We start from the raw sequence: 22330 nt of genomic DNA on the forward strand, positions 1-22330 counted from the left end.
GACAGAAGCGGAGCCTGACTCTGGGAGGCCGCCCGGGCCTTTCCGAGTGCGCATGTATACAAATTGAACGCTTGCGATTAAACTAGGCGGCTCGCTTGTCTGTGGGACTCCGCAGGTCCGGATCCGCAACACCAGCCACCAAGCATCAGTCACGAATACAGTCGGGGAATATATGGCACGAGTAACTGTTGAAGATTGCCTTGAGCACGTTGATAACCGTTTCCAGCTGGTCATGCTGGCCACCAAGCGTGCCCGTCAGCTGGCAACCAAGGGCTATGAGCCGATGGTTGCGGAAGAGAACGACAAGCCGACCGTCATTGCCCTGCGTGAAATTGCCGAAGGCATGATCAGCCGTGATCTGCTGAAGGTGGATGACGAGGAATAAGATTTTCTCTGCTGTCGCCGGACAGGCATTGAATTCTGCTCTGACGCTTTTATAGTGTTAAAGAAGAAGGTGACAGCAGTCGCCTTCTCTGGAAGAGCATCGGAAGGACCCGAATGCACGCATTCGGGTTTTTTTGTCGCTGGATTTCTGGAACGCATTTTTGCTGTATACGGGGGCACGGTGTCAGAAGAGGCAACGGTCGACAGGCTGGCAGATCAGCTTGGTACCTATCTGGATACGTCCCGCATCAATCAGGTGCGGCGTGCGTACTATTATGCCGAACAGGCCCACGAGGGCCAGAAGCGCCGTAGCGGCGAGCCCTACATCACCCATCCCCTGGCCGTTGCCCACATACTCGCCGACCTGAAGCTGGATCACCAGAGCCTGATGGCGGCCATGCTGCACGATGTGATCGAGGACACAGGCATACCCAAGGATGCCCTGTCAGAACAGTTTGGGGACCCGGTTGCCGACCTGGTGGATGGTGTCAGCAAGCTTACCCAGATCGAATTTCGTACCCGGGCGGAGGCCCAGGCGGAGAACTTCCAGAAAATGACCCTCGCCATGGCCAGGGACATCCGGGTTATCCTGGTAAAGCTCGCCGACCGGCTGCACAACATGCGGACTCTCGGCCCTCTCCCCTACGAAAAACGCCAGCGGATTGCCACCGAAACCCTGGATATTTACGCGCCCATCGCCAACCGCCTTGGCATGCACAGTCTGTGCACGGAGCTGGAAGATCTCGGGTTTGCTTCCCTCTATCCCATGCGCTCCAGATACATCTCGCAGGCGGTAAGCAAATTGCGGGGCAGCCACCAGGAAATCATCGAGGAAATCCGGAGCAGGCTGGAGGCCAGACTTGCTGAAAGGGGACTGCCGGGGAAGATCATCGGCCGTGAGAAGCATCTGCACAGCATCTATAACAAAATGAAGTTCAAGCAGAAATCCTTCCACGAAATCATGGACGTCTATGCCTTTCGCATCATCACTGATAGCGAGGAGCAGTGCTACCGCATCCTGGGAGCCGTGCACAGCCTGTACAAGCCGCTTCCGGGCCGGTTCAAGGATTACATTGCCATGCCCAAGGCCAATGGCTATCAGTCCCTGCACACCACTCTCTTCGGCATGCATGTGAATATCGAAATCCAGATACGCACGGAAGAGATGGAGCATATTGCCAACAACGGCATCGCCGCCCACTGGATGTACAAGAATGGTGAATCCGGGGTGTCCCTCGTTAACCAGAACCGGGTGAACCAGTGGGTCAAAGGGCTGATGGAAATGCGGGAGCGGGCGGATGACTCGCTGGAGTTCATCGAGCACGTCAAGGTGGACCTTTTCCCGGATGAGATCTACGTGTTCACGCCCAAAGGCAAGATTCTGGAACTGCCCGGCGGGGCGACGCCGGTGGATTTCGCCTATGCCATTCACACGGATATCGGCAATGCCTGCGTGGCCTGCCGGATCAATCGCAATCTCGCTTCCTTGAGCCAGCCACTGCAGAGCGGCCAGACCGTCGAAGTCATCACTGCTCCTGGCGCCCGACCGAATCCTGCGTGGCTCAGTTTCGTGGTCACCGGCAAGGCCCGGAGCAGTATCCGGCAGGTGCTCAGGACCCAGAAGCGGACCGAATCCGTGGAGCTGGGTAAAACTCTTCTCAAACGTTCCTTTAACGGCCTCGACCGGAGTCTCTCGGATATCAGCGCAAGCCAGATCGATTCGGTGGTGCAGCACAATCAGGTGGACAGTTTCGATGAGCTGTTAAGCGAGATCGGCATGGGTAACCGCATGGCCTATCTGGTGGCACGGCAGTTGCTCAGCGGCGGGGCTTCCGCCGAAGCAGAGGCTGAGCCCCACAAAGGCCGCAGCGGCGCACCTGGCTCCCGTAGTCCGCTTACCATCCACGGCACGGAAGGCATGGTGGTGCGTTTCGGCAACTGCTGCAAGCCGATTCCGGGTGATCCGGTGGTGGGGGTCATGGACTCCGGGCATGGTATGGTCATTCACAGCGACACCTGCTCCCGTCTGCCCGAAATGAATGATGCCCAGGGGCATTTAACCCATCTCAAGTGGGCCAAGGACATTGCGGATGAATTCTCCGTTGAGCTGAGAGTTGAACTTGAGCGCCAGCGCGGAATTATTGCCGAGGTGGCAAACGCGGTCGCGGTGGCGGATGGCAACATTGAGCGAATCAACGTGGAAGAGCAGAATACCCACCTGAGCATCGTCAGTCTCGTAGTGCATGTGAATGGCCGCCGCCACCTGGCTCGGGTGATGAGGCGGATACGCAACATCCGTGCAGTAACTCATATCAGCCGGATCAGACACTGATTGCTGGCCGCCCCGGAGTTGACATGCCTGGCGGTCGGGGTGAGTATGGCTGCTTTTTTCATTTCCCATAATTGAGAAGGATCGAGGGCCATGACCAACAAATCGGTGATTCAGACAGAGAATGCGCCTGAGGCAATAGGCACTTACTCCCAGGCCGTCAAGGCCGGGGACACAGTATACCTGTCGGGCCAGATCCCGCTGGTGCCGGAAACCATGGAAGTGGTAGCCGGGGATTTTGCCGCCAAGACCCGGCAGGTATTCGAGAACCTGCAGGCTGTATGCGAGGCGGCCGGCGGTCGGTTGCAGGATATCGTCAAACTGAACATCTACATGACGGATCTGACCAATTTCGCCACGGTCAATGAAGTGATGGCGACCTATTTCCAGGAGCCCTATCCCGCCCGCGCCGCCATCGAGGTCTCGGGCCTGCCCAAGGGTGTACCGGTAGAGATGGATGCTGTCATGGTTCTGAGCTGATCAGCCGATCATCTCTCCATATCCTGCCCGGTAGTCCGGGTAGTCAAACTCAAAGCCGCTGTCCCGCAGGCGATGGTTGTCACAGCGCTTGCTGCCGGCCCGGCCTCCGGTGCGGGCATCCGCTGCCGGCGGCGCACAGGGTGTCTGCTGCCTGATCCACTCCACCACTTCATCCAGACCTGCCGGCGCACAATCGCTGGCAAGGTAGCAATTCTGGATTTCCGCGCCCACCAGGGACTGTGTCAGCAGGTGAACCACGGCACGGGCCGCGTCTTCCTCATGTATGCGATTGGTGTAGGGCGCGGGTTTTGATGGCGCCATCCTGCCCTTTACAACTGCCTCAAGAAAGCGTCGCCGCGTGGGGCCGTAAATCCCGCTGAAACGGATCACCGTCGCGGGTATGCCGCTATCCAGTGCCAGCCTTTCTCCCTCCAGGATCTGTTTTGCACTGGCCCGCGCTGGTCTGGTCGGACTGGTCTCATCCACCCAGCCATCGTCGTCCTGATGATAGACACTGGTGCTACTGATAAAAATCAGCCGCTTTGGCCGGGTCCCTCTGATGGCGCCAAGCAGATTCTGAAGCCCGGTCACAAAGGCGGCCCGATAACCTTCCTCGTCATAGCTGGAAGGGGTGAGGCAATACACCAGGGCATCAAGATTTTCAGGTACTGCCCTGGTCAGCCCTTCGGCATCCAGCAGGTCCGCGCCAACTGCCTCGACCGGCGCCGGTACTTTGGAAGGCGTGCGCCGCAGGCCAAATACCTGGTGTTTCCCGCTCAGATCCCGGGCGATCATGCCGCCCAGGGCGCCGCAGCCTGCCACCAGGATTCGTGGCAGGTTTGTGTTGTGGATCATTGCCATAGTCAATTTCAATCCTTATTCTGTATGCGATAAATGAAATCCCAGACTGGAGCCGCCCATGACCCTGACCGAGTTGCGCTACATTGTCACCCTGGCCCGGGAGAAGCATTTTGGCCGTGCGGCGGAGCGTTGTCATGTAAGCCAGCCCACTCTCAGTGTCGCGGTGAAAAAGCTGGAAGACGAACTGGGCGTACCCCTGTTCGAGCGCAGCAAGAGCAGTATAAGGGTTACCGAGACAGGCCTGCGTATCATTGAGCAGGCCCAGCGGGTGCTGGACCAGGTCGGAGTTATACGGGACATGGCCCAGGATGGTAAAAACCAGCTCAATTCCCCCCTCAAGGTGGGTGCCATCTATACCATAGGCCCCTACCTGTTCCCCCATCTGTTACCGGAACTGAGACGCGCCGCGCCACAGATGTCCCTGTTCATCGAGGAGAACTACACCGCCAACCTGAGGCAGAAACTGCGCCACTCCGAGCTTGACGCCATCATCATTGCGCTACCGTTCGAAGAACCCGAGGTGGTCACTCTCCCTCTGTATGACGAGCCTTTCGTGGTGCTGCTGCCGGCAGATCACCCCCTGACCGAAAGGAAGGCGCTGACCGCCGAGGAACTGTCCCAGGAGCAGCTTCTGCTGCTGGGGCCGGGGCACTGCTTCCGGGACCAGGTGCTGGAATCCTGCCCGCCTCTGGTGGAGGCAATGACCGCGCGGGCGGCTTCCCCCTCCGGCCCGTCCCTCGTGACCGAGGGCAGTTCCCTGGAAACCATCCGCCACATGGTGGCCTCCGGCCTGGGCATCACCATTCTGCCGCTGTCTGCGGCGACAGCGATGCAGTATCAGGAGAATATTCTTGCGGTGCGTCCGTTTGTGGCACCCGTGCCTTCCCGGACAGTGGCACTGGCCTGGCGGGTAACCTTCCCCCGGCCCAAAGCCATCGACGTGCTCTCGCTGGCGGCCAGTCAGTGTCGCGTCATGGAGAAAGCCCGCAAGGATACCCCTGTCGCTGCGGCCAGTGCCTGAGGAAAAGAAACCCCGATGACATCATTGGAGGATATCCAGGTAACGGCGCTCAAGGGCGTGGGTGCCTCGCTGGCAGCCACCCTTGCACGGCTGGGTGTTCACTCCCTGCAGGACCTGCTGTTCCACCTGCCGCACCGTTATGAAGACCGCACCCGCATTGTCCCCATGGGCAGTCTTCGGGTGGGGGACGTTGCCGTGGTCGAGGGGGAGGTGGCCAAGGCAGATCTGATGATGGGGCGGCGACGCAGCCTGCAGGTCACCCTGCGTGACGATTCCGGCTTTCTGGTGATGCGGTTTTTTCACTTCAGTGCCGCCCAGAAGAACCAGCTTGCCGAGGGCCAGCGGGTCCGCTGTTATGGCGAAGTCCGGCCGGGCCGGGCGGGGTATGAGTTCTATCATCCCGAATACCAGGTCAATCCAGCCCCCATGGCGTCCCACAGCGAAGCCACGCTGACACCTGTCTATCCCCTGACCGAAGGGATACAGCAGCCCAGGGTTCGCAGCCTCTGCCAGCAGGCGCTGGCGTACCTGAAACGCTATCCCATCCGCGACTGGCTGCCCCCAGCCATGCTGGCGGACTATCAGTTGCCCGGCATTTCCGAGGCGGTCGAACTGGTACACGCCCCCCCGGCGGATGCCCCCGTGCATCTGCTGATGGAAGGCAGGCATCCGGCCCAGCAGCGACTGGTGATGGAAGAGCTGCTGGCACACCAGCTCAGCCTGCTCCGGGTTCGGCAGCAGATTCAGGCCCGGGAGGCACTGCCGCTGTTGCCCCGGGGCGACCTGGTGGAGCGTTTTCTCGACAGCCTGCCATTCCGTCTGACCGGCGCCCAGCAGCAGGTGATGAGCGAGATCCGTCAGGACCTCAGTCAGCCAGTGCCCATGCTCCGTCTGGTCCAGGGTGACGTGGGCTCCGGCAAGACGGTAGTAGCCGCTCTGGCGGCGCTGCAGGCTATTGGCAGCGGTGTCCAGGTGGCGATGATGGCGCCCACCGAGATCCTGGCGGAGCAGCATTACAACAATTTCCGGGAATGGCTGGAACCGCTGGGAATCAGGCCTGGCTGGCTGTCCGGCAAAGTGAAGGGAAAAGCCCGCGCCGCGATGCTGGAGCAGGTGGCCAGCGGTGAAAGTGCCATGGTGATTGGCACCCATGCTCTGTTCCAGAATGATGTCCTTTTTGACCGCCTGGGCCTGGTCATTATTGATGAGCAGCACCGTTTTGGCGTCCACCAGCGCCTGGCTCTGAAGGAAAAGGGGGCGGCTGATGCGCTGGCACCCCATCAGCTGATCATGACGGCCACACCGATCCCGCGAACACTGGCGATGAGCGCCTACGCCGACCTGGATACCTCGGTGATCGATGAACTGCCACCAGGGCGAAAACCCATCGAAACCATTGCCCTTCCTGACAGCCGTCGGGACGATATCATCGGCCGTGTTCGCGATGCCTGCCGCACCGGGCGTCAGGCCTACTGGGTCTGCACGCTGATCGAGGAGTCCGAGGCATTGCAGTGTCAGGCCGCCGAGGTTACTGCTGAATCGCTGCGGGAGCGGCTGCCGGAACTCAAGGTGGGGCTGGTTCATGGCCGCCTGAAGGCCCAGGAGAAAGCCACTGTCATGCAGCGGTTCAAGGAGGGTGAGCTGGATCTGCTCGTGGCCACTACAGTAATCGAGGTGGGGGTGGATGTGCCCAATGCCTCGCTGATCATTATAGAGAATCCGGAACGGCTCGGACTTGCCCAGTTGCACCAGCTGCGGGGCCGGGTGGGCCGGGGCGAAGAGGCCAGTTTCTGCGTGCTCATGTATCACCCACCCCTGTCCGGGAATGGCCGGGCAAGGCTCCAGGCGCTGAGAGAGAGTCAGGATGGTTTCGTAATTGCCGAAAAAGACCTGGAAATACGGGGGCCGGGCGAGGTACTCGGCACCCGCCAGACTGGCATGATGCAGTTCCGGCTGGCGGATTTTGAGCGGGACAAGGGCTGGATAGAGGCCGTCCGCGAAATGGCGCCGGCGATGATGGGAGACTCCGGCAGTGTCGATGCCATCATTCGCCGATGGCTGGGGGAGCGCATTCGCTACGGCGATGTCTGAACGGCTGCTCTGGTATCTGCTGCTGCAGGCTCGTTATCCTGACGGGCCGGGTTACACTCATTAAAAACGATAATAAGGCACGACTCTGTGCTGCTGACGAAAGAAACAGGTGGACACTATGGAATTACCCGTTGCAGTGCGACAGGCACTGGAAAAGTTTGTCCCGGAGCTGAAGCTGCGTGAAACCAGCAATACAGAGATGGATGAACCTCTGCGCATGGTGCTGCTGGAGGACGGTCTGGGCCAGATCCAGGCCATCTGTCGGAAAGACGATCTGCTGGATCTTGCCGCCCTCAACAAGGACCTTGGGCGGGACCTGGCGCTAGTCTCCCGCAAGCAGCAGGCCCGCATCAGGGAACGCCTTGGCCTGCGCCGGGAGCTTCCTCCCATTCCGTCACTGACCGGCTGGCCCACCCTGGTGGATTCCGCGGTGGACCGGCTCGGCAGGGTCACGCTCCTGTTCGTGGACCAGAACGCCCGTCTGGAGCTGACCGGCGAGCATTTCCGCCAACTGACTGATAACGCCCGCCGCCTGTCCTTTGCCGTGTCCGTGGCATCTGTGTCAGTCAATCTCAGCCAGCCCGAGAAGGACCGGGAACAGCTCCATTCGGCCCTCAAACGCTTCACCAGCCTCAGGATCCAGCAACGTCTGGATGACACCCTGGAGCTGCCACCTCTGCCGGAAACCGCACAGAGGATCATTCATCTGAGGGTCAATCCCAATGCGGTCATGGGGGACCTGGTTGATGTGGTGGAGAGTGATCCAAGCCTGGCGGCTCAGGTGGTGAGCTGGGCTTCATCCTCTTTCTATGCCGCCGCCGGCCAGGTGCGGTCGGTGCACGACGCGGTCTCCCGCGTGCTGGGTTTTGATCTGGTGATGAACCTCGCAATGGGCCTTGCCCTGGGGCGTGCTCTCAAACAGCCCACAGACCAGCCCGAGGGTTATCTGGGGTACTGGCAGCAGGCGATCTGGCAGGCCCAGTCTGCCGGTGTTCTGGCCAGCATGATGCCCAGGGCAGAGCGTCCGGCTTTTGGCCTGGCCTACCTGGCCGGGCTTCTGCACAATTTCGGTTATCTGGTGCTGGCTCAGGTCTTTCCGCCCCATTTCAAACTGGCGTGCCGCTGCTGGGAAGTAAATCCGCACCTCGATACCTCGGTTATTGAGCATTACCTGCTGGGCGTGACGAGAGAGCAGATAGGTGCCCAGCTCATGAGCAACTGGGGCATGCCCGATGAAATCAATGTCGCCATCCGGCATCAGAAGAATCCGGACTATCAGGGGGAGTTTGAGGTTTACCCGAGAATTCTCTGGCTGGGCCGGCAGCTTCTCATTGCCCGCGGCGTTCCCCTGGGCGCGGCGGAAGAGGTGCCGGATTCCATTTATCAGGCGCTGGGTCTGGACCGTGCAAAGGTGGACGAGCAGTTTGACGAACTGGTCAGCAACCGGCAGGCCATCATGGCCATGGCCGGCATGATGAACAGCTGAGCCGGCCCTGCCGGGAGCAGGGATGGGCGATTGTGTCTGGCCCCCTGATCAGAGCCCGTGATCAAAACCTGTGATGACGGATGGCGGTTGCGGCGCGGCGAATGCTGTCGGCGTGTTCGGTTTCCAGCGCGTAACGCTCCCGGTCCATCTTCTGGACAAACCTGACATCCGTGTCCTGCCGGGCCTGGTGGGTTGGCATGTGCTCCAGGTGATCGTGCATCTCCTGGAAAATCCGGTAGGGGCTCTGTGCGAGCAGACCGGGTGACACATGATCCAGCAGGCCCTTGATGCGCAAACAGGCTTCGGAGTACTCCACCTGGTCCTGCTCAATGGCCATGGCCAGCACCTGGATGCTCTGGATCATGCTGTCACGGCGTTCCTCCCGGAAGGCCTGGTTGCGCGAGGCGCGGGCCCGGGCCTTTCTGAGGGTGCCGGCCTGCCTTATTATGAACGCTGCCAGCAATGCTATAACCGCAATGCCGGCAACGATGAGTGTCCACTGAAGCCACACTGGCATGTCTGTTTTCCCCGATTTCGAATTGAACTCGCTGAGGGCGTTGAAAGCTCAACGCCCTCAGGCATACGCAGCCCCGCGATCAATGGCCTGGCTCAGGCGCGTTTCCGGCTGCGCTCGGCCTTCCAGACTTTTATGGTGACTGACTGACCGTTGAGCACTGAAGTTCCGCTCAGAGGGTCAACCTGGTCGTCCCGGATCACATCGTTGATGCTGGCCCCCGCATGGGCCTCGGCCACTGCCTGGCGGGTACCCTGACGGGTGTGGCCCCAGCCATGGGGAATGGACACAACTCCGGGCATCAGGTCTTCGGTAATCTCAACGGGCAGCACGATCTGGCCGGCGTCGCTGGTCACCTGGGCGCTGTCGGCGTCAGTCAGGCCACAGCGGGACGCATCCTTTGGATGGATCATCAGGGTGCAGCGCTCCCTGCCTTTTACCAGGCGCTGACTGTTATGCATCCAGGAGTTGTTGCTCCGCACATGGCGCCGGCCGATCAGCATGAGCTCACTGGAGGCCGGTTTTTCCAGCCTGGCATGGAGCCGGTCCAGATCCTGCAGATAGCGTCGGGGGGCCAGGTTTACCCTGCCGTCCCTGGTGAACAGGCGCTCTGGCATGCAGGGCCGCAGTGGCCCGAGATCCATGCCGCTCGGGTTGTCCTTCAGAGTGGCCAGGGAAAACCCCTTGGGCAGATCCTGCCACCTGCGGTCCAGCGGGCTGAGGCGCGCCAGATTGCGCAGGGGATGCTTTGCCGGGAGCACATCCACCAGCAGGTCGAATGCCGGCTGCACCAGCGGCCGCAGGCTGCGGACATCCGTGCCATAAGGACCACTCCGGAGCATCAGATCCAGCAGGGGGTCGGGGCCCATTTTCTTGAATGCCCGCCACCCCAGTTCCTGCCGGGCTGGCAGTCGGCCGCCCCGGCGCCGTTTTTGCAGGCGATGAGCCAGTTCCAGCAGAATCTGCCAGTCGTGCCTGGCACCCGGGCCGGCATCGAACAGGGCCTCGCTGTATTTGACGGTATTGCGGACCGCAAACATGCTGAAAATCAGATCGTAGTGACTGCGCTCCAGAGCCGCGGTGGGCGGCAGGATGACATCTGCGTGCCGGGTGGTTTCATTGAGGTAGTAATCCACCGACACCATAAAGTCCAGCTGGCCGAAGGCTTCCTCCAGCCGGCCCCCATTTGGACTGGAAAGCACTGGGTTACCAGCGACGGTGACAAACGCCCGGATCTGGCCTTCCCCGGGTGTCAGGATTTCATCAGCAATGGTGCTGGACGGGAATTCCCCCCCGAATTCCGGCAAGCCCTTTACCCGGCTGGTCCTTCGACCGAAATGACCTTTCTGGCCGGACATGGCACCCAGAGCAACCATGTCGATGGCAGGCTGGCTGAACATCACACCGCCGGTGCTGTCGAGCTTGCCGGTAATGATGTTCAGTACGTAGATGAGCCAGGTGGCTACGCCGCCGTGGGCCTGGGTGCTGGTTCCGATGCGGCCATACAGTGCTGCCCTGGGCGTCCTGGCAAGCTGCCTGGCCAGTGAGCGGATGGCCTCGGGTTCCAGGCCTGTGTGGGCGCTGACAGCTTCCGGAGTGAAGGCCAGGGCTGCAAGGCGGACCAGATCCACATCGCGGGTCCAGGCCGCTGCATGTCCCAGATTGACCAGGTTCTCCTCAAACAGGGTATTGACCATCCCCATCAGCAGGAGCGCATCGCTGCCGGGCCGCACAAAGTGGAATTCGTCTGCCAGTTTCGCGGTTTCGCTACGGCGGGGGTCGATCACCACCAGGCGCCCGCCCCGGGCCTTCATCGCCTTGATGCGGCCCCGGAAGTCCGGCACCGTCATCAGGCTGCCATTGGAAGCCATGGGGTTGGCGCCAATGCACATGAACAGGTCCGTGCGGTCGATGTCCGGGATGGGGAAAAGAATCTGGTGGCCAAACATTTCCAGGCTGGCCAGCATATGGGGCAGCTGGTCGTTGGAGGTGGCGGAGAAGCGGTTCTGGGTGCCCAGTGCCTGGAGAAAGGGCAGGGTGGCTATCATGGCGCCGTGGTTGTGCACGTTGGGGTTGCCCAGATAGGCGCCTACTGCATTCCTGCCATGCTCGTCCCGGACCCGGTAAAGATTTTCGGCGACGTAGTCGAAGGCCTGGTCCCAGGTCATCTCCTCCCAGCCTTCGGCAGTCCTGCGAATAGGCCGTTTGAGACGGTCCGGGTCTTCCTGCAGATCCTGGAGAGCCACCGCCTTGGGGCAGATGTGCCCATGGCTCAGCGGGTCGTTTTCATCGCCTTTTATGGATGAAATCCGGCCGTCCGTTACTTCAATTGCCACGCCGCACATGGCCTCACAAAGGTGACAGGTGCGCAGGTGGGTGCCGTTCTCCATGGTTTCTCTCCAGGGTGTCCCTGTTTCAGGATCTGTAATACAGGTTTTATAAGGCAACCAGATTATCAGGAAATGCCGGGAAGGGGAAAAGCAGGGGGGCCGGAGGAAGCCTGCCCTGATTGTGATCGTGGTTGAAACATCGGGGCGATGATGGGATGGTCAATAGTATTCGGAAGATTCCCCAAAACAGGAGATTGCTTGATGTACAACACAATCATGGTTCCCGTTGATCTTTCCCACGTTGACCGGCTGACCAGATCCCTCGATGTCGGCAGAGATCTGGCCCGACTCTACGATGCAGGTATCTGTTATGTCGCTGTCGCTCCCACTGCCCCTACTGACATCGCCTCGTCCGAGGACGAATTCAGGGAAAAGATGGAACAGTTTGCCGCCGAACAGGCCAGCACCCACGGCATCAGAGCGCGGGCGCGAGTTCTCCCAAGTACTGACCCGGTGGCAGAAGTGAACGACCTTCTGGTGGCCGCTATCCCGCAAGTTGGGGCAGACCTGGTTGTCATGGCGTCCCATGTGCCAGGAATTGCGGATCATCTGCATCTTATGAGCTCCAATGCCGCTTATGTGGTGAAGCACGCCGAGGTATCCGTTTTCGTAGTGCGATAGCATCCGGACCAGTCGTCGTGATCGCAAAGACCGGGTCAGGCTTGCCGTGATTTGGCCGTACGCCGCCGTGCCTGTCCGGCTTCGCTATTTGGCCTGGGGAAAGCTGATTCATCGCTGACCATGTCAGGCCCCGGCATCTGGAAAAGCTCTCCCTGGGAGAAATCGATGCCCAGCTCAACGACTTTTGCCTGAACTTCCTCGCTGTGCACAAATTCCGCCACGGTGCTGATTCCCAGTCCCCGGGCAAACTCCACAATGCCTCTGGTGACCGCAAAGGCTGTGTGGTCCTCGTGCAGGTGTCTTATCAGGCTGCCATCGATCTTGATGATATCCACATTGAGCCGGAGCAGGTGTTCGAAGTTCGAGTAGCCGGTGCCAAAATCATCAATGGCTATCTGACAGCCGAACTGCTTGACCTGGTCAATGAAGTGAAGCACTTCGCTGTAATTCCTGATGCCGTCGGACTCGAGAATTTCAAAAATGACCCGATTGCCAATATCCCGGGATTTCAGCTGGGCCAGGATTAACTGAAGGATTTCCGGCTCCACCAGGTCCGCGTAGGAAAGATTGACTGAAAAGTCGCAGGCCTCATCACGAAAACGGGCAAAGGACTTTTCAATCATGATGCGGGTGATCTGCCGGTCAAGCCGCAGTTTGCCCGCAATGCCAAGGAATCCGCCAGCACTGATGATTTCCCCGTCCGGCCCGGCCATTCTCGCCAGGCACTCATATTTGGTCACGCGCATGATCTGGTTGTCATGGATGGGCTGGAAGTGGGGGATGATCTGATCCTTGTCCAGGGCATTTTTCAGGCGCCTGGCCCAGTACAGGTTACGCTCGTAAATTCGCTCTATCTGATCTCCGGCATCGTAGATCTGGTAATTGCGCATCTGTTCCCGGGCCTGACGCAGGGCGATGGTGGCATGGGTGAGAAGACCGTCCGGTAGCGTCTGCTCCCCATCATTCTTCCAGAAAGCGATGCCTGTGGTGGCATCCACGCTGAGTTGCTGTTCCTGCCAGCAGATCTGCTGGTTGCGGATGAAGCTACTCAGGTCGCTGGCAAGGGCCCGGGCGACTGGTTCCGGGATGGCCGGCCCAAGCAGGGCGAATTCGTCCCCGGACAGCCGGTAAAGCCTGGCGTCAAAGATTTTCCCTGAGTCCCCGATGAACCTCTGGAGCTGTCTGGCCAAGGCCTGTAGTACCGTGTCTCCACAGGCGCTTCCAAAAAGGCTGTTGATCTCCCTGAACCGGTCCAGATTGATGATAACCAGGCAGTCACCTTTTGGACTGTTCAGCTTTTCCAGATCTTTCAGGAGCCGCGCCCGATTGGGCAGGCCAGTAAGGCGATCGGTGTAGGACGCCTGCAATTCCCGCACAAGCTGGAGAATGCGGTAGATGAAATACAGGCTCAGAATCAGCAGCACTGCACCTGTGGTGATGAGTATCCGGTAATTTGTGTCCCGCATGGGCACGAGTACCTGATTTATCTCATTCCTTGGAACGCCGGTGCCATAAATCATGCCCGCTGGCGTGACGGCGTAGTAGAGCTCATAGAATCGCCCTTCCACCCCCATGACTCTTTTCCGGAGCCTTTCCGGCTGAATTGTTCCAGGGTTTATGGCAACGGAGGCGTCCATCATTTCAGTGTGCAGCTGCTGCGAGAGCAGGGCATCAATGATTTTCTGTTCCAGAACAGGGTCATCCGAGCGGCTAAGGCTTGACAGGTTGCGGTTATTCCGATCATTGAGAAACGAAAAACTGTTTGCGGTGACTTCGGCCCGGCTCACCAGATCAATGATCTGATCTGAAGCCCAGTCAGTGGTGGCCATGCCGATGAGTTTTCCATCGCTGCTGAACATGGGGCTGACAAGGGTCAAAAGGGCACGATCCGTGGTGAACTCAAAGTAGGCTGAAGACCAGTAGACTTTGCCCTCCGGGTGTTCTTTCGCAGTCCAGGCCGGGCCAAGGGCGCGGTCAAACCAGGGCTCTTCCCGGTAATTTCCTGATTTTTCGATCGTTTGTGGAAGAAGTGCGTTCCCTGTGACCGAAAAGTAGGGGGACCAGGCCTGGCCGGAGGGTGCGAGCACACCGGGTTCAAACCAGAGGCCTGCGCCGGAGGCGCCGCTGAACTCACGAAGGTGAGTGCTTATGGCGTTTTCCAGTTCCTTTTTCAGTTTCTGCTGGGTAAGAGAATCTGCCTGGGTATTCGAGGAAAGCCGGTAAAAAGTCTCGCCGATAAGTGCCAGGGTGGCTGTCCGCCGCTCCAGGGCCGCCTGGCGGGCATCAATGCGCGTCAGGTTGGTGAAAAAGGCGTCCTTGATCTGATGACGCCGCAGCTCGGACAGGGCCTGCTGGGAATGGGAAAGGTTCAGATGGGACAGCAACAGCATGCCAGTGACAAAAAGCGCGATGAGCAGGGTCAGGAGGAATACGACTGAGCGCATGGATGCATTGCTTCCAGAAGGCTTCAGCATGGATTCGAGCCATGCCCGCGTAACCGTCTGACCTTTCTGCTCATTCGCCGCCCTCCCTGGAACCGGGGTCCTCTGCGAGAACCGCTCCCGCTTCCGGATGCCCCATGCTGGTAGCCAGAGTGTACCATTTCCGTGCTTCCTTGCGGTCCTGCGGAACACCCTGGCCGGCCGCGTACATCCGGCCCAGGAGAAAGGCCGCGTCACCGGAGGCCGGTGCAGCTTTCCGCGCCCACAGGTGAGCCGCCTTATGATCCCCAAGGGCATGGGATATCTGCGCCATGTTTGTCTGGGCTCTGGTATCGCCCGCTTCGGCGGGTTCCCGGCAGGCCATCAGTGCCGCGCTGAAGTTGCGTATCTTGGTCAGAAGGTAGCAGTCGTTCAGTTGCTCTGAAGGTGGGCTGGTCGTTGTCTGTCTGGGCGGCTCCTGCTGCGCTTGCGTTTCCCCTTTTCCCGATGGGGAGGGGGGTGGGGGTGAGGCAACCCTGCCGGCCTGCTTTTGCTTTTCCTGACTTGCCAGCCGCGTGGCGTAGGCCCCGACTTCCTCCGGGCATGAAAAACTGTAACCGGCGCGATATTCTGCAAGTACCTGCGCAGATAATGATCTGGAAATGAAGCCTTCGAAGATCGCGTTGCAACGCCACGCCCGCTCTTCGCGCACTTCTTTTACCGCCCCCAGACGTGATGGATCGTCGGCGTAACGTCTCAGGTAGTGGCTCAGCGGGTCGATATATGGCTGGGAAAAAAGCGCCTGCAATTCCGGATTCGTGATTTCCTCAGAGGAAATCCGCTCCTTCTCTGTGGGAAAGTCAGAGGTAGTAGCTGGTTGCCTGAACTGCAGATTTGCACAGCTGGCAAGCAGCGCGGCGCTCATAAAAATGATTGGCAGTCGGAACATCAGTGTTCACCAGGAATCCGGAAGTCTGGGATACCAGTAGTCTCCCACAGCGCCTGTAAAAAAACTGCATCCTTCGGGTGTTAATTCCATCTTCCGGTAGCACCCGAAGATGGCGAGAGCTTACTGGCTCGACAGAACCGCCAGCAGTTTCTGGGCGTGCTCTGCAGTATCAATCCCCAGGCTGGTCAGATAACCCCCATCTTTCTGGGTAATCAGGCCCTTGTCATAAAGCCTCTGGGCCGCGGCAACCGCTTCCGGAGCGGCAGAATGCTGGTGAACCTTGATGCCTTCCTGGGCGGAGGACAGATTGAACAGGGAGAGCAGGTTGAGTTCGTCCATATGTTCGGGGGAAAAGGGCATGAGGTTTCCTTCTGGGATGAGGGGCTCTGTAACAGTTGTAGACGATATGCAGGAATTCGACAAAGCCTTTCCTGAAGGGATTGATGGTTAGCAACCAAAAGGAGTGGTGGGCCCAGCAAGACTCGAACTTGCGACCAAGGGATTATGAGTCCCCTGCTCTAACCAACTGAGCTATAGGCCCTGATCTAACTTTTTTCTGGTTCGCACTGGCAGCTTCCCGGGCCTTGCGCCCTCAAGACTGCTGGATTATGCCTCCCTGTGGGAGGTGTCCGGGGTAGCGGGCGCCATTATACCCATGAGGGCAGGCGCCCGCTACTGCCGTTAACCCTGATCGTCTATGAAGCCGCGCAGGTGGTCGGAGCGGGAAGGGTGGCGCAGTTTACGCAGGGCCTTGGCTTCGATCTGGCGGATCCTCTCCCGGGTGACGTCGAACTGCTTGCCGACTTCTTCCAGGGTGTGGTCGGTGTTCATCTCGATGCCGAAGCGCATGCGCAGTACCTTGGACTCCCTTGCGGTCAGTCCGGCCAGCACGGAGCGGGTGGCTTCACGCAGGCCTTCGGCAGTGGCGGAATCCACCGGCGACAGGGCCTGAATGTCCTCGATGAAATCTCCCAGGTGGCTGTCTTCGTCGTCGCCGATCGGGGTTTCCATGGAGATCGGCTCTTTCGCGATCTTCAGCACCTTGCGGATCTTGTCTTCCGGCATTTCCATGCGCTCGCCCAGCTCTTCCGGGGTGGGCTCGCGGCCCATCTCCTGGAGCATCTGGCGGGAGATGCGGTTCAGCTTGTTGATGGTCTCGATCATGTGAACCGGAATCCGGATTGTTCTGGCCTGGTCCGCGATGGAGCGGGTGATGGCCTGACGAATCCACCAGGTGGCATAGGTCGAGAACTTGTAACCACGACGGTATTCAAACTTGTCCACCGCCTTCATCAGGCCGATATTGCCTTCCTGGATCAGATCCAGGAACTGCAGGCCGCGGTTGGTGTACTTCTTGGCAATGGAGATAACCAGACGCAGGTTGGCTTCCACCATCTCTTTCTTGGCGCGCCGAGCCTTGGCTTCACCAATGGAAACCCGGCGGTTGATTTCCTTGATGTCCGGGATGTCCAGATCCACTTCGGCCTTAACATTGGCAATACGCTTCTGCATGCGGACGATCTCGTCCAGACGCTCGCTCATGGGCGAAGCGTAGGGCTTCTTGCTCTTGGCGATCTTTGGCGCCCACTCGAGGTTGGTCTCGTTGCCGGGGAAGGACTTGATGAAGTCCTTCCGGGGCATTTTGCACTCACGCACACAGATGCGCATGATGGTGCGCTCGTTTTCACGGACCAGCTCGTTGGTGGAGCGGATAACATTGACCAGTTCGTCGAATGCCTTGTTGCCAAGCTTGAAGGGGGCGAAGGCCTGGCCCAGGTCATTGAGCGCTGCCTGGGTAACCTTGTGGTTGCGGCCATGCTTGGCGAGAGCTTCGTTGGCGACTTCCAGTCTTTCCCTTACCTGCTCGAAGCGCAGTCGGGTTTCTTCCGGGTCCGGGCCACTCTCGGTTTCTTCTTCGCTGTCTGCGCTGTCATCGTCGCTGCTGCCGCTGTCTTCACTGGTATCGGCGGCGGTCTCTTCGCCCATGAACGGCTCGGCATCGTCCGGGTCGAGGAAGCCGGTGACTATGTCACTGATGCGACCTTCATTCTCGATGATGCGATCGTAAGCCTGGATGACCGTGCCCACCGTGCCCGGGAAATGGGCAATGGCCGCCATGACATCACGGACGCCTTCCTCGATGCGCTTGGCGATGACAATCTCGCCTTCGCGGGTCAGCAGTTCGACGGTCCCCATCTCGCGCATGTACATGCGCACCGGATCCGTGGTCCGGCCTGCGTCGGATTCCACGGCAGCCAGGGCTGCTGCGGCTTCCGCGGCGGCCGCTTCATCGGCGGTGGAGTCGCCCTCGGCCATGAGGAGCGTATCGGCATCCGGTGCGACTTCCGACACCTGAATACCCATGTCGTTAATCATCCGGATGATGTCTTCAACCTGATCCGGGTCGGCTATGTCTTCCGGGAGATGATCGTTTACCTCGGCGTAAGTCAGGTAACCTTGCTCTTTGCCTCTGGCAATGAGATCTTTCAAACGTGATTTTTGCGAATTGCCTGACATAGACACCCTGTGGACTCACTAATAAAAAGAAAAAGTTAAACAGCCATTATAGCTGTGGCTTGCTGGGTCCGCCACCAAGTGGTTAGATGGTGTTCAACCCGCTAAGTTTCAAGTGCGTGGCTGCATCTGCGGCTGCCATCCCGTCCGATTGACTCCGGCCCGGGCCCGGGACACTCCCGGTTATTCCTGGTTCTGGCGGCTCAGCTCCTGCAGTTCCCTGCGTTCGGCATCGGTAAGATCACTGATGCTGCGCTTCTGTGTCAGCAGGGCTGCCAGGCGCTGTTTGTGTGCGGCCTCCCGGTTTGGCGTAAGCATTTCCCGGGCGCTGGCCATGGCGTGCTGCCGGGACGGCAGGTGTTCAATTCCGTCGAACAGCCTGAAAAATCTGGCCCTGGCTTCGCTGTCGAAGGCCAGGGCCTGCATCAGCTGTTTTCTGTCCCGCACTTCACGGGCAAGGATCCACTCTGCAAAATTCCGTGCCTGATGCAGCTGCCGGTCTTCCCGGCACAGGTCCTGCAGCTCGGAAGCCATCTCCGGCGCTTCCAGAAGAGCCACGCAAAGCAGGCTGTCCTTGCTCAGGCGGACATCAACCCGCGCTTCCGGTGTCCAGCCTTTGCGCTCGCCGCCCCGGGAGAACCCTGCCCCTGAGCCCGCGCTCCGGTTGTTCTGCCATTCCCGGCGGTTGCCGCAGAGCCGCAGCATTTCATGCCACATGGCGTCCCGCAGCGTGCTTCTGGGCATCCTGTTGAGCATGGGCTCAACCCTGGCTCTGAGCTCACCCCTGTGCTCCGGAAGCGTCAGGTCCAGGCCTTCGCTCTGCCGGTTGAACAGATAGCGGGACAGCGGTGTAGCACCGTCCACCCGCTGCTGGAATGCCTCCGGTCCTTCTTTCCGGATCAGCGTGTCCGGATCTTCTCCGTCAGGCATCATCAGAAACTGCAGATGCAGGCCATCAGTCAGCAGCTCCAGCGCGTTTTCCATGGCGCGGTCGGCGGCCCGGAAACCGGCGCTGTCACCATCAAAACAGAACACCAGATGCCGGGCCTGACGCAGCAGTGCCGTCAGGCTGTCCTGGTTGGTCGCTGTGCCCAGCGTGGCCACGGCGTAATGAATGCCGTGCTGGGCCAGCGCGATGACATCCATGTAGCCTTCCACCACCAGCAGTCTGTCCAGCTGGCGGATGGCCTGACGGGCCTCGAACAGGCCGTAAATTTCGCGGCTCTTGTGAAACACATCGGACTCCGGAGAGTTGATGTATTTCGCCTTGTCGTCTCCCAGCGTGCGACCGCCGAAGGCAACCGTTCTGCCCCGTGTGTTGCGGATGGGGAACATGATGCGGTTACGGAAGAGGTCACGTGGCCGGCCGTAACGGTCGGAAACAGTACCGGTTTCAATCAGTGGTCCCCGCAGGTCCTCGCCTGCCGCCTCGTAAAGAGCTGTGCCTGTGCCCGGGGCGTAGCCAATCTGATACTGCTCGGCAATCTTCTGGTCCAGTCCGCGCTGTTTCAGGTAGTCGCGGGCAAAGCCGGCGTCCGGTCTGGCGAGGGCTGAGCGGTAAAACTGTGTGGCAAAATCCAGCGCATCGGTCAGCGTGCGCGCCTGCTGCATTTCCTGCCTGGCGCCCTGGTCATAAGGCACCTCAAGTCCGGCCCGCTTTGCCAGTTCCTCGACGGCGTCGGTAAAACCGAGACCGTCGAACTCCCGGATAAAGCTGATTGCGTCACCGTGAGCGCCGCAGCCGAAACAGTGATAGAAGCCTTTGTCCGGGCGAACATTGAACGATGGTGTTTTTTCATCGTGGAAGGGGCAGCGCGCCTTGTAGCTGCCGCCGGCTTTCTTCAGCGTGATGCGGGAACCGATCAGTTCCGCCAGATCAACCCGATCCAGCAGGTCTTCAACAAATCGTTGAGGGATCAGTCCGCTCATGAGATCTACCGTTACGATCAACAGTTACATGGAGTGCGCCGGAACCCGATGGTCAAACCGCCATAGGCAAAAATGCCGCCGAAGCCAGGCCCCGGCGGCATTTTCTATCAGCTAGCGCTTCGTCAGGCGAAGCGAAGCGATCAGTTCTGCGTGCTGCGAGCGCTGCTTAGTACAGACGCTCAAATTTGCGCTGTTCCCGCTGAAGCTTCTTGAGATGACGCTTTACAGCAGCGGCTGCCTTGCGCTTACGTACCGCTGTCGGCTTCTCATAGTGCTCACGACGACGCACTTCCGACAGAACACCTGCTTTTTCGCAGGAACGCTTGAAGCGACGCAGGGCTACGTCAAACGGCTCATTCTCTTTAACTTTGACTTCTGGCATTCGGGAATCACCTACCTGGTAGAATCGTTTCTGGTTTGGAAGAGCGGAGGGAATTTCCCGTCCTGATTGCGGCACGGAGCGGCTTTCGCCTGCCTGCCCGTGCTGCGGGCTCTTCGACTCTGGGCCTGGCGGCGTTGAACAAAACTCGACCAGTGCCTATTTAAGGCCGGCAATGATAGCGCCTCATCCTGCATTAGGTCAACGCCTTCCAGATTAATCTCCCGGGATTCGCCAGCTTTCTGGTAAAATCCACGCCCGTTCCCCGACCCAATCCAGCCGCTCAACGATGGTAGCCCTGTAACTATGCTGATTCTCGGAATTGAAACCTCCTGCGACGAAACCGGGGTGGCTCTGTACCACAGCGACCAGGGCCTTCTCGCTCATGCCCTGTTCAGCCAGATCGACATGCACGCGGATTACGGCGGCGTGGTTCCGGAGCTGGCGTCCCGTGATCATGTGCGCAAACTCCTGCCTCTGTGCGATGAAATCCTTGACGCTGCGGACCGGACCCGGGCTGACATCGACGGCATAGCCTACACGGCGGGACCGGGGCTGGTCGGGGCGCTGATGGTGGGCGGCTCCGTCGCCCATGCCCTGGGGTTTGCTCTCAATATTCCGGTTCTCGGGGTGCACCACATGGAGGGGCATCTGCTGGCGCCCATGCTGGAGTCGTCACCCCCAGGCTTCCCTTTTATCGCACTTCTGGTCTCCGGCGGCCATACCCAGCTGGTGCTGGTAAAGGGCATCGGGGAGTACACGCTGCTGGGGGAATCCGTGGATGATGCGGCCGGTGAAGCTTTTGACAAGGCTGCCAAAATGTTGGGGCTGGATTATCCGGGGGGTCCCCGTGTGGCGGCACTGGCAGAGAAGGGAGCGCCGGGGCGCTACCGTTTTCCGCGGCCAATGACTGACCGGCCGGGGCTGGATTTCAGTTTCAGTGGCTTGAAAACCTACACTCTCAATACCGTCACCCGGGCGGCGGAGTCCGGGGAGCTGGATGACCAGACCCGTGCCGATATAGCCCTGGCTTTCGAAACGGCCGTGGTTGAAACCCTCACCATAAAGTGCCGCCGAGCGCTGGAACAGACACAGAGCAAGCGCCTGGTGATTGCCGGGGGCGTCAGTGCCAACCGGCGACTGCGAGCTCAGCTGGAGGCCATGACGGCAAAGCTCGGAGCCAGTGTGTTCTATGCGCGGCCTGAGTTCTGCACGGACAACGGCGCCATGATCGCCTACGCAGGCTGCCAGCGGATGAAGGCGGGGCAGCGGGATGGCGACCGCATTCTGGCAGTACCACGCTGGCCCATGGACCAGCTGCCATCAATCGACACACCGAGGACCGATGGCCTGGTGGATTTTCAGCCCTAAAAACGGGATTCCCGGCCCTGGGCGAGGCGGATGAGGTTGCTGCGGTGGCGCACCACGATCAGTATGGCCAGCAAACCGAACAGGGGGAGGGTCTCCGGTTCGATCAGCGCGCTGATCACTGGCCCGCTGATTATGGCAATGATGGAAGCCAGGGCGGACATGCGCCAGCGCCAGATAACAAAGGCCCAGACGGCGCAGAGGATGACCGTGGTGACGGGCGCAAGTGCCAGCCCTGCACCCAGGGCAGTCGCCACTCCCTTGCCTCCCTGAAAACGGAAGAATACTGGCACCATGTGTCCGGTGACGGCGCAGAGTGCGACCATGGCCTGGGCGTAGACGGACAGGTCGAGCTGTCCCGCCAGCCAGACCGGAAGCCAGCCTTTGGCAGCATCAAGGGTCAGGGTGACGGCCGCCGGGCGCCAGCCACCAGTGCGGTATACGTTAGTGGCACCCGGATTGCCGGAACCCTGGGCACGGGGGTCCGGCAGGTGCCAGAAATGGCAGACCGGCAGTGCGAACAGAACAGAGCCTGCCAGATAGGCGAGAGTGCAGATTAATACCAGCAGGAGGGCTTCGTTCATGGCTTTTCCG

18 protein-coding genes and 1 tRNA gene are annotated in these 22330 nt (G+C 59.8%); 8 read left to right on the top strand and 11 right to left on the bottom strand.

Translation table 11 applies throughout. The features are described from left to right. The first annotated feature begins 172 nt into the window (after positions 1-172). The 3 genes from rpoZ to LG327_RS07170 all read left to right on the top strand — a co-directional run bounded on the left by rpoZ (position 173) and on the right by LG327_RS07170 (position 3193). Positions 173-385 carry a DNA-directed RNA polymerase subunit omega gene (rpoZ, locus tag LG327_RS07160; RefSeq protein ID WP_404367780.1) on the top strand — a complete coding sequence of 71 codons (213 nt, stop codon included), beginning with the start codon at positions 173-175 and terminating at the stop codon, positions 383-385. Between the two features lie 180 nt (positions 386-565). After that, the gene (locus LG327_RS07165; RefSeq protein WP_404367783.1) at positions 566-2716 is read left to right on the top strand and encodes a RelA/SpoT family protein; all 2151 of its coding nucleotides are present in this window, start codon (positions 566-568) and stop codon (positions 2714-2716) included. A gap of 90 nt (positions 2717-2806) precedes the next feature. Next, positions 2807-3193 (top strand): RidA family protein, encoded by a 387-nt coding sequence (locus tag LG327_RS07170; protein WP_404367786.1) that lies wholly within the window; start codon positions 2807-2809, stop codon positions 3191-3193. On the opposite strand, the gene LG327_RS07175 is transcribed toward LG327_RS07170, so the two are convergent. After that, positions 3194-4054 (bottom strand): NAD-dependent epimerase/dehydratase family protein, encoded by an 861-nt coding sequence (locus LG327_RS07175; RefSeq protein ID WP_404367789.1) that lies wholly within the window; start codon positions 4052-4054, stop codon positions 3194-3196. A gap of 58 nt (positions 4055-4112) precedes the next feature. On the opposite strand from LG327_RS07175, the gene LG327_RS07180 reads away from it, so the two are divergent. The 3 genes from LG327_RS07180 (at position 4113) to LG327_RS07190 (ending at position 8652) form a co-directional block, all read left to right on the top strand. Continuing rightward, positions 4113-5075: a LysR substrate-binding domain-containing protein gene (locus LG327_RS07180; protein WP_404367792.1), complete on the top strand. Its 963-nt coding sequence runs from the start codon at positions 4113-4115 to the stop codon at positions 5073-5075. 15 nt (positions 5076-5090) lie between these two features. Further along, complete coding sequence (recG, locus tag LG327_RS07185; protein WP_404367795.1) at positions 5091-7166, top strand: ATP-dependent DNA helicase RecG; 2076 nt, start codon at positions 5091-5093, stop codon at positions 7164-7166. A 118-nt stretch (positions 7167-7284) separates the two neighbouring features. Next, positions 7285-8652 carry an aminoacyl-tRNA deacylase and HDOD domain-containing protein gene (locus LG327_RS07190; RefSeq protein WP_404367798.1) on the top strand — a complete coding sequence of 456 codons (1368 nt, stop codon included), beginning with the start codon at positions 7285-7287 and terminating at the stop codon, positions 8650-8652. A 61-nt stretch (positions 8653-8713) separates the two neighbouring features. Here LG327_RS07190 and LG327_RS07195 read toward each other — a convergent pair whose 3' ends face one another. After that, positions 8714-9169 (bottom strand): DUF2489 domain-containing protein, encoded by a 456-nt coding sequence (locus tag LG327_RS07195; protein ID WP_404367801.1) that lies wholly within the window; start codon positions 9167-9169, stop codon positions 8714-8716. A 92-nt stretch (positions 9170-9261) separates the two neighbouring features. After that, entirely contained in the window at positions 9262-11556 is a 2295-nt protein-coding gene (locus LG327_RS07200) for a molybdopterin-dependent oxidoreductase (protein ID WP_404367804.1), read from the bottom strand. A gap of 201 nt (positions 11557-11757) precedes the next feature. Here LG327_RS07200 and LG327_RS07205 point away from each other — a divergent pair, with 201 nt between their 5' ends. Next, positions 11758-12177: a universal stress protein gene (locus LG327_RS07205; RefSeq protein ID WP_404367807.1), complete on the top strand. Its 420-nt coding sequence runs from the start codon at positions 11758-11760 to the stop codon at positions 12175-12177. Positions 12178-12212: 35 nt separating this feature from the next. Here the strand turns inward: LG327_RS07205 and LG327_RS07210 are convergent, their stop codons facing one another. From LG327_RS07210 to rpsU, 7 genes are all read right to left on the bottom strand, one after another. Continuing rightward, positions 12213-14621, bottom strand: coding sequence for an EAL domain-containing protein (locus LG327_RS07210; RefSeq protein ID WP_404367810.1), 2409 nt, complete (start codon positions 14619-14621; stop codon positions 12213-12215). Positions 14622-14691: 70 nt separating this feature from the next. Next, positions 14692-15546, bottom strand: coding sequence for a tetratricopeptide repeat protein (locus LG327_RS07215; protein WP_404367813.1), 855 nt, complete (start codon positions 15544-15546; stop codon positions 14692-14694). A gap of 120 nt (positions 15547-15666) precedes the next feature. Further along, complete coding sequence (locus tag LG327_RS07220; protein WP_404367815.1) at positions 15667-15906, bottom strand: TIGR02647 family protein; 240 nt, start codon at positions 15904-15906, stop codon at positions 15667-15669. A gap of 104 nt (positions 15907-16010) precedes the next feature. Continuing rightward, a tRNA-Ile gene (locus LG327_RS07225) sits at positions 16011-16087 on the bottom strand. A 140-nt stretch (positions 16088-16227) separates the two neighbouring features. Continuing rightward, positions 16228-18063 carry an RNA polymerase sigma factor RpoD gene (gene rpoD, locus LG327_RS07230; protein WP_404367818.1) on the bottom strand — a complete coding sequence of 612 codons (1836 nt, stop codon included), beginning with the start codon at positions 18061-18063 and terminating at the stop codon, positions 16228-16230. A gap of 180 nt (positions 18064-18243) precedes the next feature. Next, positions 18244-19989 (bottom strand): DNA primase, encoded by a 1746-nt coding sequence (gene dnaG / locus LG327_RS07235; RefSeq protein ID WP_404367820.1) that lies wholly within the window; start codon positions 19987-19989, stop codon positions 18244-18246. Between the two features lie 166 nt (positions 19990-20155). Further along, positions 20156-20371, bottom strand: coding sequence for a 30S ribosomal protein S21 (gene rpsU, locus LG327_RS07240; RefSeq protein WP_166252764.1), 216 nt, complete (start codon positions 20369-20371; stop codon positions 20156-20158). A 303-nt stretch (positions 20372-20674) separates the two neighbouring features. Between rpsU and tsaD the strand changes: the two genes are divergently transcribed. Next, entirely contained in the window at positions 20675-21739 is a 1065-nt protein-coding gene (tsaD, locus tag LG327_RS07245) for a tRNA (adenosine(37)-N6)-threonylcarbamoyltransferase complex transferase subunit TsaD (RefSeq protein ID WP_404367823.1), read from the top strand. On the opposite strand, the gene plsY is transcribed toward tsaD, so the two are convergent. Further along, the gene (plsY, locus tag LG327_RS07250) at positions 21736-22320 is read right to left on the bottom strand and encodes a glycerol-3-phosphate 1-O-acyltransferase PlsY (protein WP_404367826.1); all 585 of its coding nucleotides are present in this window, start codon (positions 22318-22320) and stop codon (positions 21736-21738) included. The genes tsaD and plsY overlap by 4 nt on opposite strands. Positions 22321-22330: the final 10 nt, after the last annotated feature.

The organism is Marinobacter sp., assembly GCF_044799475.1.
Classification (GTDB): Bacteria; Pseudomonadota; Gammaproteobacteria; order Pseudomonadales; family Oleiphilaceae; genus Marinobacter.